Source organism: Streptomyces palmae (assembly GCF_004684805.1).
GTDB classification, from domain to species: Bacteria; Actinomycetota; Actinomycetes; order Streptomycetales; family Streptomycetaceae; genus Streptomyces; species Streptomyces palmae.
In genome coordinates this window covers 1-12,582 of sequence record NZ_SRID01000197.1, presented here as the reverse complement: position 1 = coordinate 12,582, position 12,582 = coordinate 1, and the positions used below count along the sequence as shown (strand labels likewise).

Genomic DNA, 12,582 nt, shown 5'->3' with positions numbered 1-12,582 from the left:
GCGGGAGGTCGTCCGGCTGAGCGGGGGCTGGGCGGATGCCGGGCGGAGCCGACCCTGGCGCGCGGACACCTTGGTGATGCCCTACTCGCTTTCGAAGGTATTCGTCGCGCTCGCGGCCCTCGCGGCGGTGCGCGAGGGCGCCCTCGCCCTGGACGAGCCGATCGCCAAGTACTGGCCGGAGTACGGGAGTCAGGGCAAGGAGGCGATCACCCTCCGGCAGGTCCTCACCCACCGTGCCGGCCAGCCGCGGTTCCCCGAGACGGCGGCCGGGCTCGATCCGCTCGATGAGAGGGGGCTGCGGGAGAGCCTGGCGCGCGCGGCCCCGGAGTACACCCCCGGGACCTCGCTCGGGGAGCACGCCTTGACCTACGGCCATCTCGTGGACGGCATCCTGCGCGCGAGCGCCGCGACCACACTGGGCGAGATGTTCCACGACGTGGTGCGGCCCGCGCTCGATCTCGACGCCTGGTTCGGCGTGCCGGACGACTCGCTGGAACGGGTGGCCGACCTGGAGTACGCGGACCCGAAGTGGCCACACCGACTCCACGCGGCACCATGGCTGCGGATCCCCGAGGGCGTGCTGGACACGGAGCGGACGAACTCCCGGGAGTGGCGGCAGTCGGTCTTCGGAGCGGCCAACCTGCACACCACCGCCACCGCCATGGCGGGCTTCTTCGCCGGACTCACCAGCGAGGACGGACCGGTGCGCGCGCTACTCGGCCCACACCTGCACACCGAGCTGCTCAGCCCCCAGGTAACCGGCTTCGACGAGGTCTTCGGCACCCGCCTCACATGGACGCTGGGCTTCGTACGCGACCGGGGGAAGATCGCCAAGGGCGGGATCGGCGGATCGGCCGCCTGGTGGTCACTGCGGCACCACCACGCCTGCGCCTACCTGACACGGCGGCTGGACGATCACTCGCGGGCCGCCGAGGTCGCCGCGGCCCTGGGCGACGACCTGGCGGTGGTCGGCGAGGACTGACACGCGGATCGCCACCCGCCCAGGCCCCCTGTGACGCACAGTCGCGCAGCGGCCGATCCGGCCCGGGGTGCGAGGGAATTCCCAGGCCATGACGGTAGAGGGACGCCGAGGGAGCCGCCGGGGCGTCCCGCTTCGATGGTCGCCCGCGCGGCAGCCGTCGACGTGTGCCGCACGGGCGAGGCTAGGTGGACGCCGTGAAGTAGTCGGCCGGATCAAGGGCATTCAGTGCGATCCACCGCTGTGGTGTCTCCGCGGTGGATACCTCGGCACTGTCCGATGAGGCGCGGAAGAAGCCCTGGACGTCGAGAGCGATTCGCGGATCGTCATCGACGCACCGTGCCATTTCGTAGTAGACAGCCAGCACGTGGACACATCGTGACGTGTCGGCTGAGCAGGAGCAGTCGGCGCCGACGAGTTTCGGTGCGGGCGGGTGGCCCGCGTCAGTGATGGCGCGGTACAACTCGTCGGTGAGAGCGGGCTGGACGCCGGACAACCGGCGGGACATCTCGGCTACCGCCTCCTGGGACATCGGCGCGACCTCGATATTGGCCACCGAGGCGCTGCGACCGCGGTGCACGGCGGCGCGCACGAACCGGCCGTCGATCGTGACCCGCACTCCCCCGGCGAGTGCCATTCTGCGCGCGCTGGGCAACTTCGGATCGGGGCGGGTCTGGGACAACGGCTCGGCGAGCCGAACCCAGTCCCTGCCCCACAGGGTGTAACCGAAATCCTTGTCTGCCATGGGTCAGCTGTCTCGCTTCCTGCGCAGGATCGCGATGAGGCGGTCGTCGTCCAGGCGGGCCAGTTCGGCGACGCCGGACATGTCCGCGATGTCGGAGAGTGCGGATTTTCGCGAGTGCATGGCCGCGATGTGCTCCTCGACGGTGGTTCCCGTGGTCAGCGTGGTGATGGTGACGGTGCGGGTCTGACCGATCCGATGGACACGATCGGAGGCCTGCGCCTCCACGGCTGGATTCCACCATCGGTCGAAGTGAACGACATCGGCCGCGCGGGTGAGAGTGAGCCCGGTGCCCCCGGCTTTCAGGCTGAGCACCAGCACTTTCGGGCCGCCCTCGGCCTGGAACCGGCGGACGATATCGGCCCGTTGCCGCTGGTTCAGGCCACCGTGGAAGAACGGCACCGACACACCGAACTGTTCGCCGCAATGTCGCACCAGCAGCTCACCGGTCTGCCGGTACTGGGTGAAGATCAGGGTGGGAGAGCCGGTTTCGAGGTTGTTGGCCACGATGTCGGTGCAGAGGTCGAGCTTTCCCGACCTTCCTGACAGCTCGCCGAGGTCCCCGGTGACCAGGCCCGGGTGGTTGCAGACCTGTTTGAGCGCGGTCAGGGCTGCCAGCACCCTGGTCTGGCGCTGTGCGCCGCTGCCGAAGCCGTCGTCGATCGCCTGCTCCAGCAGCCGGTCGTACACCTGCTGCTGCTCCTCGGTGAGGTCGCAGATCAGGTCGGCGTGGATCTTGGCTGGCAGGGAGCCCGCCACCTGGGACTTCTTCCGCATCAACACGATCGGCTCGATTGCCCCGCGCAGTCGGGCGGCGGCGGCGAGGGAGCCGTCCGCGATCGGCCGGACGAAGCGACGCCGGAACTGCGCCTTGTGCCCGAACAGCTGCGGTGCGACCAGGTTGAGCAGCGCCCAGAGTTCCTCGAGGTGGTTCTCGACAGGGGTGCCGGTCAAGGCGATTCGCGCGTCGGCCGCGATGGTTCGCGCGGCCTTCGACACCTGGGTGCGCGGGTTCTTCAGCACCTGTGCCTCGTCGAAGACCGCGGTGACCCACTGGTGTTCCGCCATCATCGGGCTGTGCAGGCGTAGCGTCGGGTAGCCGGTGAGCACCACCGTCCCGGCCTCCACCCCTTCCAGTGGTCCGCCACGCCAGGTCATCGTCCGCAGGCTGGGGGCGAACCGCGCGATTTCGTGTGCCCAGTTCCCGACCAGCGACGTGGGACACACCACCAGCTGTGGCCCCTCCTCGGCGCGCCCGGCCATATAGCCGATGGCCTGGAGCGTCTTCCCGAGCCCCATGTCGTCGGCGAGCACCGCGCCGCCGTGGGTGTCGACGGTCTCGCGCAGCCAGCTGACGCCGCGAACCTGGTAGGGCCGCAGCTTGGCGGTCAGCGCTGTGCGCATTTCGGTCGCCACGGCGTTGGTGTGGCGGAAGACGGCCAGGGCGTGCTCCGCCGTCGTCACGGCGACACCGGTGGCATCGGGAACCGCATGCGCCGCGATCGGCAGGGCCGCGTCGCGGCCCGCGATCCATGCCCGCCAGACGTCCACCGACCGGCCAGGCGAGTCGAGGGGCGCGCCGGCGAGCCCGTCCGGTTCGATCAGCGCACAGTCGACCTCGGACACCTCGAACCCGCCGAGGTCCGGCGTCGGGACGGCCAGGGGAACGGTCTCGGCATCACCGAGGGGCGGGGCAGCCCCCACCGCGCGGCCGGACCAGGTCCACAGGGCGAACATATGGCGGTCGGGCAGGTACGTGGCCTGGCTGTCGAGCAGGACACGGGGCGTTTCTCGGTCGGTTCCCACGGTGTCAGCGGCTCCCCACGTCATCGCTCATAGGCGGATTGGTCATCGGTCCCTGGACGGGGCGTCCGTCCGGTCTCGGGGCGACGGCCCGCTCGACCGTGGTCCTGCTCCCGCATCAGCCCCGCGGGCTTTCCGGCGGGGCGCAGGGAGAACACCAGCACCGCTGCTCCGACTGCCCCGCGCGAAACAGCCCGTAGGCCAACGCCGCGAGCCCGCTGATCGAAAGCAACATCCCAGCCGGGTCCAGCGGCCGCGGGACAGGGCTGCGGAAATCCGGGACCAGCACGGCGATAACGACCAATGCCAACGCCACGAGCGGGACATTGACCAGAAAGACCGAACCCCACCAGAAATGGTCGAGAAGAACCCCTGCCAGTACCGGGCCGACGGCCATTCCGACACCGGCGGATGTCGAAAAAAACGGCGATCGCGGTCGACCGCGCGGGACCGGTGAAGGCCCACATGAGGATGGCCAGGTTGGCGGGCGTGATCAGCCCGCTGCCCACGCCCATCGCGACTCGGGCGGCGATCAGCTGGTCGGCATCGCCCGCGTACGCTGCCCACACCGAGGAGCCGGCGAAGACCACCAGCCCGATGGCGAGCACGGTCCGGTGGCCGAAGCGATCACCCGGCGCGCCTGCCGTGAACATCAGGGTGGCGAAGGCCAGGGTGCACGCGCCGGTGGCCCACTGAAGCTCGGCCGGGCCGGCGTCCAGCCCGCGGACCGGGTCGGCGAGGGTCTCCAGGGTGGTGCTCAGGACGGTGTTTTCCAACCAGATCAGCAGCGAGCACAGCATGAGAACGGCGAGGATTGACTGCTGCTTGAACTTCGGCAGCGTTGGGGGTGTGGGCATGAATACCCTCGGGGGCGACCGGAGAAAACCTGACCGCCGAACCGTAGGCAATCGTCGGGCCCCTGTCAATTTCTTGACACCCATGAACGGACAATCGGTCCCGGTGAGCCACAAGGGCATATTCCCAAACCCTTGTCAATTGAGCGCCGGAAAACCAAACCGCAGGCTTTCACAAATCACCAGGGGCATATAGCCATACCCTTGTCAACTCCCGGGTTTTCTGTTCGGCCCCGCATGTCGTCCGGCCTGCCGAGGCAGGGCTGCCGCACAGTCGGAGGGATGTCGCCGGCGAGTCGGGACGAGCAGGTGGTGACCATTCCGGGGCCCGAACGCCTCACACCCACCCGCGTCCGACGCGGCTTCCGAGGCATCCGCCCGCAAGCCGCCTGCCCGACACTTCGATGGGTCAGCGCCCACGACCGGCATCACGCCGCACGAACATCACGTCACGTGGGTGACCTAGGCCCTGATGGGTGCGGCCGACCTGGCGGCCTGCTCGATCTTCGCGCAGTAGGCCGCACGGGCTTCCTCGTCGATCCGCTTCTCGTGTTCGGCGCGCAGCCCGGTGCGGCCGTCGAGGCTCTCGCGCAGGATATCGGCGTGCCCGGCATGCCGGATGGACTCGCCGAGGACATGGACCATGACGGCGAACAGGTTCGTGTCGGCATGAGGCTCCGGCCACCACGGCACATGGCCGGGGGCGTCGAGGGCAAGCTCCTCGATCGTCGCGTCCGAGTGTTCCCATGTACGCCGGTAGAACCCGATGATCTGATCGCGGGTCTCGTCCTCGGCCGCCCACAGATCGCTGCCGTCGGAGTCCTGCCACCGGGGCAGCGGTTCCGGGGAAGGGCGGTCGAAGACCTCGCCGAAGTACCTGGCCTCGACGGTGGCCACGTGTTTGACCAGGCCGAGGAGGTTGGTCCCGGTCGCTGTCAAAGGTCGGCGGGCGTCGTATTCGGACAGGCCGTCGAGTTTCCAGAGCAGCACTTCGCGGTCCCGCCGCAGTCTCCCGTGCAGGTTGTCCTTCGCGAATTCATCGATCATGCGGCACGAGCCTGCCATGGGCTGCTCGTGGCCTCAAGATCCCTATATGGTCCGCAACGACCGGCAGAGCCGAGGTCTGGCCATGGCCGCCGCTCTGACCTGCTCCAATAAGCTCGCGAAACGTGCCACGCGAGACACCCTCCAAGCCGGCCCGCTGACCGCGCTGGAGGTGAATGCGGGAGAGGCAGTTGGCTGCCTCGCTGTATGGAATGCCTCTGAGGGGGTACCCGATCTCGCGGGGGGATTCATGGCCTCGGAGGTCACCATGATCATCCTCGGAGTCATCCTGCTCGTCGTCGGATTCGTCACGGGAATCGCCATTCTGTGGACGATAGGAATCATCCTCGCCGCCATCGGTCTGATTCTCTGGGTGCTCGGCGCGGTCGGTCACGCAGTGGGCGGACGTCGCCACTATTGGTAGGCGAAAACTCCCGCTTGGCGAGCGGCTGTCGATTCCCGCGGGCCACCGTGGGGAGCCTCAAGTGGCGCGCAGCCATTGATCGAGGACTGCGAAGTCTTCGGCGGTGAGGCCACGGGACGCCCCGACGCGGTGCAGGAGCGCCGGGGCGGGGTGGTGGGTGGACGCCCCAGTCTCGATCGGCGTCGGTGATCTCGTCGTCGACCCAGACGAACGGGCGCCCGCCTGCCCATGCCACCAGGGTTCGGGTCTTCCAGTGGAGCCCGAACCATGTGTCCTCACGTTCATGCGCGTCGGAGGTTTCCGGCCAGGCCACGACCGGCAGGGGCGGCAGGCCGAGCCGCGGCGCCATGTGGTTGTTCGCCTCCTCCTCCCAGGTGGTGGCCCAGACCAGCTCGCACGGCAGTGCCGCAAGGCGAGGTCCGAGGCGCGGGTCGAGCCGCGTCAGGTGTGAATCCGTCGCGGCGCCTGACGGCTCGCGCCGCGGGCCGTCGCCGAACGGCAGGAGAGGTCCGTCGACGTCCAGGAACAGCAGCGGGCGTGCCCTGCCCCCACTCAGCCGCAGCCTCCTGGGAAGGCACCTGGGCGCGGTCACCGCGGCCCGCGGGTTTCCGTTGGCCCAGGACGACTCCGGCCAGGACCAGGACCAGTCCGCACAGTTGCCGAACGGTCAGCGTCTCCGCGGCGACGGAGGTGCCGAGCAGGACGCCGGTGACGGGATTGAGCAGTCCGATCAGTCCGACGGTCCCTGCCGGCAGGTGCCGCAGTCCGGCGGCGGGCGCCGAACGGCACCCGCGGATCCCGCAGAGCCTCAGGCTCCGTCAGGCTGGAAGAACGCGAGCATCCTCCGCCCGGCGTCCGGGGACATCAGGATCTCCTGAACGTGCGCGGACCGCCGGCCGGCGGCGCTGGTGCGTGCGAACATCTCGCGCTCGTACTCCTTGACGGCGGTGGGAAAGTCGCCCGGATGCGCGGCCAGCGCGAGGCCGAGCAGGGCGCCGTCCAGCAGCGCCATGTTGGCACCCTGCCCCACCGGCGGCATCAGGTGCGCGGCATCGCCGAGCAGCGTGACGCCTGGTGTCGACGGCCAGGTCAGGCCGACCGGGAGAGCGGTGATGGCTCGCGGCTGGATCGTGTCGTCGCAGGCGGCGATCAGTGCGGTGAACCGTGGGTCCCAGCCGGCGAACAGGTCGGTCAACCGCGCCCGGGCGGCGGCTGGGTCGTCGAACGGGATCCCACTCGTGGCGAACCAGTCCTCGGCGGTGCGGAAGCTGAGGTAGACGCGTACGCGGCCGTCGCCGTTGCGCTGCGCGGACAGGGACTGCCCGTTGCCGAGCACCCAGTAGTTGCCTCGCCCCACCATCGCCGCGAGGTCGGGGTGGGTGCGGTCGATGTCGGGAATGCCGAGCTCGACGACGTTCTGGCCGGTGTGCGCTGGGCGGGCGTCGGTGAGCAGGGGACGGACCTTGGAGTCCGCGCCGTCGGCGCCGACCAGCAGGTCATACGTCGCGCTGCCGCCGCCGGCGAAGTGCAGCCGGCCGTGGTCGGCGTGATCGAGGGCGTGTCCCCAGCGCACCGTGTGATCGGGGAGGGAGTCCAGCAGCAGCTCGCGCAGATCGGCGCGGTCGACTTCAGGGCGCTCGAGTGGGGCGTCGTCGGGCGTGTCCTCCTGGAGCAGCAGGGTGCCGTCCGGTTCGAGAAGTCGCAGGTCCTGGCCTTCGCCACGGGCGATCGCGTGGAACCGGCCGATCAGGCCGGCCTCCCGCAGCGCCCGCTGCCCGGTCCCCGCGTGGAGGTCGAGCATGCCGCCCTGGCCGCGGGCGCCGCGCGACGGTTCGCGTTCGTACACCACGGACCCCATGCCGTGCATGTGCAGCACACGGGCGAGAGCCAGGCCACCGAGCCCGGCTCCGACGATGGCAATGGTCATGGTCGCCTCCCCTTCGATACACCGTACTGATCGATACACTGTATCGCCCGGGGCGAATGTACTGTGGCGGCATGTTGGTGTGGGAGAGGCCGGAGCCGCCGAATCGACCGGTGCCGGCTCCGCTGAACCGAGAGCGGATCGTGCGAGCGGCGATCGGGTTGGCCGACGCGGACGGCCTGGAGGCGGTGTCGCTGCGCAAGGTCGCCGCCGTGCTGGGCGTCGGGCCGATGCGGCTGTACGGCTACATCGCCGGCAAGGAGGAGTTGCTCGACCTGATGGTCGACGCCGTCCACGCCGAGATCCGGCCGGCCGGAGACGACTGGCGGGAGGTGCTCCGGTCCCTCGCCGAAACCACTCGGCGCGCCGCTCACGCACATGAATGGCTTGCCGACCTCCTGGGTGGCCGACCCCAACTCGGGCCGCACGCGCTGGCCACCGGGGAGACCGTGGTGGCCGCGCTGGACGGCCTCGACGTGGACGCCGTCATGCCGGTGGTCGCCGCGGTCAACGCCTACGTGATCGGTGCGGTGCGCCGGGAGATCGCCGAGCGGCGCGCCGAGCGGGCCACCGGGATGGACGAGAAGCGCTGGCAGGCCGCGCTCGGGCCCTATCTGGAGCGGACCTTCGCCACCGGCCGACTCCCCGCGCTGGCCACGGTGGTGCGCGAGGCCGCCCACCTGGACGCCGACGAGACCTTCCGGATCGGCCTCGACTTCCTGCTCGACGGCATCGAGGCCCGCATCTCCCGGTGACGCGCGGTTGGGGGACGGTCCCGGATGCCGCGCCCGCCGTGCGGCCGAGTCGCCCACGCCGAGAGGTCCCCTGGGCGGCGGCCTCCCTCGTACGGTCGCCGGGGGGTGGCCCGGCGGCAGGCTCGACCGGGCCACCCCACCGTCAGCGAGTGTCGGTACGCCTTTCCAGGCGGGTGCCGTCGCGAAGGGTGATCGACATCAGATCGCTGGGGGCGTCCAGCTCCAGGCGGTGCCAGCGGCCGCGGGGGACGATCACGGCCCTGTGGTTCGTCGAGCAGATCGTCGACGGCCTGGTCGAGTGCGGCATGACCCCCGAGCTGGCGGTACGCGGATACCGTGCGATCTGGTACTACACCGCCGGAGAGATCGTGGTCCGCGTGACGGCGGCCCGGCGGCGCACGGACGACGACCGCCCCACCTACCGGGAGTTCGTCTTCGCCGATCTCGACCCGAGCGAACTGCCCCGCTTGGCGCAGGTCGCGGACCACTGGGCACCGCTGACCGCCGAGGACACCTACCTGGACGGGCTCCGAGCCCTGGTGGACGGCCTGCTGGCGGCCGGCCGACCCGCTCGTTGACCTCGAGCCCCCCGTCACCGTCCGCCCGCCCGGCCGTTCCGGCCATCGGCTCAGTCCAGTGGCACTGCCGCGAGCCGGTCGTGGGCCTGGAGGTACAGCCGGTCGCCGCGGTGGGTCAGGGCCGCCGGGCCGTTCGGCATGCGCACCGAACGGGCGGACAGGCTCCAGGCGGTGCGGCGTTTGTCGATGTCCACCGCCACGGCGGCCAGGCCGCCGCCGCTCACCCCCGCGTAGAGCTCGCCGCGGAAGGGGGCGGGGAGGGCGAGATGGCCGAAGTACGGCCCGGGGTCATAGCTCCAGAGCCTCTTCCCGGTGGACTCGTCGTACGCGCGCAGGGACTCGGCCGCGGTGAAGAGCGTGCCGTTCACGCAGACCGGCGAACCGAGTACCGTCACGTCCTCGGGCTCCAGGGTCCAGACGGTCCGCCCGGTCCTCAGGTCGACCGCGGTGATGACGCCGGCGTAGTCGTAGGCGTGCCGGTCGGACACCACCGGCGGATGGACCCCGCCGCGGTCCGACGGGCTCCGGGCCTGCTTGTCGCTGCGTACCCGGCGGGCCCACAGCAGGCTGCCGTCGGCGGTGTCGACGGCGAGGATCCGGGCCGGATCCGAGCAGACCAGGCGTCCGCCGGTTACCACCGCGCTGATCGTCAGCAGTCCGTGGTCGGGGTTGGTGCCCTCGATCCGGTGGCGCCAGCGGAGCCGGCGGGCCCGGAGGTCGTAGGCCAGCAGCCAGGGTTCGGTCCGGTCGTCATCGCTTTGGTAGTAGCCCAGCAGGTAGAGGGCCCGTGCGTCCGCCGCCAGCACATCGCTGTAGACGCTGAGGGCTCCCAGCACGCGCCGCCCGGCCGAGCCGGGGACGAGGTGGCCGGTGCGCGGGTCGAGATAGCCCGCGGTGGGATCGCCTCTGTCGTCGGAGAACAATCCGGCCAGCCGTCCGGCGGAGACCGCGGGGCTCAGGTCGACCGAGCCCGCTTCCCACAACTCCCGCCCGGTGGCGGCGTCCAGTGCGCGGTTCGAGTCCCCCTGGTGCAGCACGATCCGGTCCGTGGCCAGGGGCGGGGTGGTGGCGAGGGTGGCCGGCACCGACCACAGGGGGGTGGGCGCGACGCCGGGCGGCCGTCTTCCGGTGGATCGGCTCGGCCGGGGCGGCGCGGTCCGACCGCCCCCGGTGCCCGGCAGCCCGTCCGCGGCCCACAGGACGGTGAGGCCGCCGCCCGCCAGGGCCGCGGCGGACCCGAGGAGCACCGCCCGGCGCGAGGGGCGGGGGGACGAGGGGGGTGGTTCGCGCAGCGGCGCACCGCCGAGCGCCGCGAGTTCGTCGATGCGTCGGCCGAGGTCGGCGAGGAGCGGCTCCGGCAGCAGGCCGGCGAACTCGGCCGGGACGGGCGGGCCCCAGTCCGCCAGGAGCCGCCCCAGGGCGGGGCGTTCGCCCGGTTCCGCCGACAGGCAGGCGGCGAGCGTGTCGCGGAGCCCGTCCGGTACCCCGGTCAGATCGGGCGGCGCGCCCTCCCGGAGCAGCCGCAGCGAGTCCCGCCCGGGGCCGCCGTCGTACGGGCCGTGTCCGGAGGTGGCGAAGACCAGCAGCGCGGCGAGCGCGAACACGTCCCCTTCCGGGCCGTGCTCGGCGCCGCGCGCCTGCTCGGGTGACATGTAGGAGGGGGTGCCGGATATCTCGCCCGAGGCGGTGAGCGCCGGGCTGCCCGGGGCACGGGCGAGCCCGAAGTCGATGAGTCTCGGGCCCTGCGGGGTGACCAGCACGTTGGCGGGCTTGAGGTCCCGGTGGACCAGCCCGGCCCGGTGCAGCGCGGCCAGGGACTCGGCCAGCGCGGCGCCCAGCTGCCGGGCCGGCGCCTCGGGCAGCGGGCCCGAGGTCCTGACCGCCTCGGCCAGGGAGGGCCCCAGGATGTAGCCGGCGGCCAGCCAGGGCAGCGCCGCCTCGGGGTCCACTCCCAGGAGCTCCGCGGTGCGCCCGGCGCCCAGCGCGTCCACCGCCTCGGCCTCCAGGGCCAGCCGGACCCGGAATCCGGGCTGGTCGCGGAGTTCGGCCCGTACCGTCTTGACCGCGGCCAGCCGGCCGCCGGCGGTGCGCGCCAGGAAGACCGTGCCCATGCCACCGCTGCCCAGCCGTCCCACCAGCCGGTACGGGCCGACCCGGTCGGGGTCGTCGGGCAGCAGCGGGAGAACCGAGGGCATGGGCGGCACGCTCCTTCGTACGGCGGTTGCCGGGAGGGGGGTCGGGGGTTCAGCGGGTCGGTATGGCGATGACGGCCGAGGGCTGGGCGATGAGCAGCGTGCCGGGGGCCGTCACCAACTGCAGTGGATCGAAGGTTTCCAGTCCGGTGACGACCAGCTGCCACAGCCGCTCGCCGGTTTCCAGGTCCAGCGCCGCCAGCTGCCGCCGTGTCGGCACGAACAGCGTGCGGCCCGAGGAACTCACGGCCATGGCTCCGAGGTCGTGGTGGGTCACGTCCTCGTCGAGGTCCTGGTCCCACCGGGTGTGCCCGGTATCCGCGTCCAGCGCGAGGACGTTGGTGATGCCGCCCGTCGTGCAGAGTACGGACCGGGCCCGCAGCGGTGGACCGTGCTCCGTGTCGGCGCCGGCCCTCGACGTCCACAGCCTGCGCCCGGTCGCCGTGTCGTACGCGTGCACCGAGCCCGGGGAGAGGAAGTACAGGCGTCCTTCGGCGTCGACGACGGAGGAGTGGGGGCCGACGGAGATGTCCTGGTAGGTGCGTTTCCAGGCGAGTTCGCCGGTGGCCCGGTCGAATCCGGCGATCGACAGGGAGCGGGTGTCGTACGGATCGCGGTGCGGGTCGTCCTCGGGCAGGGCCTCCACGATCACCGTCCCGCCGGCCGCGGTCGCGGAGAGGCGGGGTCCGAGGCCCTTCGGCAGCGGGGTGCGCCACCGCTCCCTGCGTGCCGCGAGGTCGAAGGCCACCACGGACCGTTCCTCGGAGTCGCTCAGGTAGGGCTGGAGGAGCAGCCACGCGGTGTCCCCCGCCGTGGCGAGCACCGCGCCGACGACGACGTCCCGCTGGTACAGCCTCTGGTCGGCCCACTCGATGCGGCCGTCCCCCAGCGCGCACAGCTTCAGATCGGATCCGGTGTTCACCAGTACCCGGTCTCCCGGGACCTTCCGGGGAGTGGTGAATCCCCGCAGGTCGGGCAGGTCCCAGACCTCTTTCCCGGTACGCAGGTCATGGCCGGACAAGGTCTCGTTCCGGGTGGCGAGGAACCGCCCGGCGCCGGTGATGGGGAGGAGTTCGGTGGCTGCCGCGTCGTCGTCGTAGCGCCACAGGGCGGTGGGCGGCAGCCCGGCCGGCGCGGGGGCGGATGTGCCGCGCCGGGTGGGCCGTGCCGGTGCGGCGGCCCCGCCACCACCCGAACCGGCGTGCCAGGCAAGGGTTCCGGCCACCCCCAGGGCGGCGCCGGCCGCACCGGCCGCCAGCCGGCTCAGCAGCGCGCGGCGGGTGGGCG

The 12,582-nt window shown here is 71.6% G+C and carries 10 protein-coding genes and 4 pseudogenes; 4 read left to right on the top strand and 10 right to left on the bottom strand.

Going from position 1 to position 12,582, the window contains the following annotated elements; translation table 11 throughout:
* On the top strand, positions 1–982 hold a 982-nt coding region (locus E4099_RS19865), incomplete at its 5' end, for a serine hydrolase domain-containing protein (protein WP_135340437.1).
* A gap of 181 nt (positions 983–1,163) precedes the next feature.
* Here the strand turns inward: E4099_RS19865 and E4099_RS19860 are convergent.
* The 4 genes from E4099_RS19860 to E4099_RS19845 all read right to left on the bottom strand — a co-directional run bounded on the left by E4099_RS19860 (position 1,164) and on the right by E4099_RS19845 (position 5,425).
* On the bottom strand, positions 1,164–1,724 hold the full coding sequence (locus E4099_RS19860) for an SWIM zinc finger family protein (protein ID WP_135340436.1): 561 nt from the start codon (positions 1,722–1,724) through the stop codon (positions 1,164–1,166).
* A 3-nt stretch (positions 1,725–1,727) separates the two neighbouring features.
* Positions 1,728–3,527, bottom strand: coding sequence for a DEAD/DEAH box helicase (locus E4099_RS19855; RefSeq protein WP_245245011.1), 1,800 nt, complete (start codon positions 3,525–3,527; stop codon positions 1,728–1,730).
* A 20-nt stretch (positions 3,528–3,547) separates the two neighbouring features.
* Positions 3,548–4,381, bottom strand: a complete 834-nt coding sequence (locus E4099_RS35225; protein WP_425348263.1) for an MFS transporter — start codon at positions 4,379–4,381, stop codon at positions 3,548–3,550.
* Between the two features lie 459 nt (positions 4,382–4,840).
* The gene (locus tag E4099_RS19845; RefSeq protein ID WP_135340435.1) at positions 4,841–5,425 is read right to left on the bottom strand and encodes a DinB family protein; all 585 of its coding nucleotides are present in this window, start codon (positions 5,423–5,425) and stop codon (positions 4,841–4,843) included.
* Positions 5,426–5,690: 265 nt separating this feature from the next.
* Here E4099_RS19845 and E4099_RS34345 point away from each other — a divergent pair, with 265 nt between their 5' ends.
* Positions 5,691–5,846 carry a DUF6131 family protein gene (locus tag E4099_RS34345; protein ID WP_245245014.1) on the top strand — a complete coding sequence of 52 codons (156 nt, stop codon included), beginning with the start codon at positions 5,691–5,693 and terminating at the stop codon, positions 5,844–5,846.
* A gap of 57 nt (positions 5,847–5,903) precedes the next feature.
* On the opposite strand, the pseudogene E4099_RS19835 reads toward E4099_RS34345, so the two are convergent.
* From E4099_RS19835 to E4099_RS19830, 3 genes and pseudogenes are all read right to left on the bottom strand, one after another.
* Positions 5,904–6,402: pseudogene (locus tag E4099_RS19835) on the bottom strand (HAD domain-containing protein).
* Positions 6,398–6,616: pseudogene (locus tag E4099_RS33085) on the bottom strand (EamA family transporter); the annotation flags it as partial. The pseudogenes E4099_RS33085 and E4099_RS19835, both read right to left, overlap by 5 nt.
* Positions 6,617–6,654: 38 nt before the next feature.
* Positions 6,655–7,773: an FAD-dependent oxidoreductase gene (locus E4099_RS19830; protein WP_135340433.1), complete on the bottom strand. Its 1,119-nt coding sequence runs from the start codon at positions 7,771–7,773 to the stop codon at positions 6,655–6,657.
* 71 nt (positions 7,774–7,844) lie between these two features.
* Between E4099_RS19830 and E4099_RS19825 the strand changes: the two genes are divergently transcribed.
* Entirely contained in the window at positions 7,845–8,525 is a 681-nt protein-coding gene (locus E4099_RS19825; RefSeq protein WP_135340432.1) for a TetR/AcrR family transcriptional regulator, read from the top strand.
* A gap of 142 nt (positions 8,526–8,667) precedes the next feature.
* Here the strand turns inward: E4099_RS19825 and E4099_RS34340 are convergent.
* A pseudogene (locus tag E4099_RS34340) lies at positions 8,668–8,784 on the bottom strand (cupin); the annotation flags it as partial.
* Here E4099_RS34340 and E4099_RS19815 point away from each other — a divergent pair.
* Positions 8,780–9,103, top strand: a pseudogene (locus E4099_RS19815) (TetR/AcrR family transcriptional regulator C-terminal domain-containing protein); the annotation flags it as partial. The pseudogenes E4099_RS34340 and E4099_RS19815 sit on opposite strands and share 5 nt — an antisense overlap.
* Positions 9,104–9,153: 50 nt before the next feature.
* On the opposite strand, the gene E4099_RS19810 reads toward E4099_RS19815, so the two are convergent.
* Both E4099_RS19810 and E4099_RS19805 read right to left on the bottom strand, forming a co-directional pair.
* Positions 9,154–11,298: a protein kinase domain-containing protein gene (locus E4099_RS19810; protein ID WP_135340431.1), complete on the bottom strand. Its 2,145-nt coding sequence runs from the start codon at positions 11,296–11,298 to the stop codon at positions 9,154–9,156.
* A 49-nt stretch (positions 11,299–11,347) separates the two neighbouring features.
* A partial coding sequence (locus tag E4099_RS19805; protein ID WP_135340430.1) for a PQQ-binding-like beta-propeller repeat protein occupies positions 11,348–12,582 on the bottom strand: 1,235 nt, incomplete at its 5' end.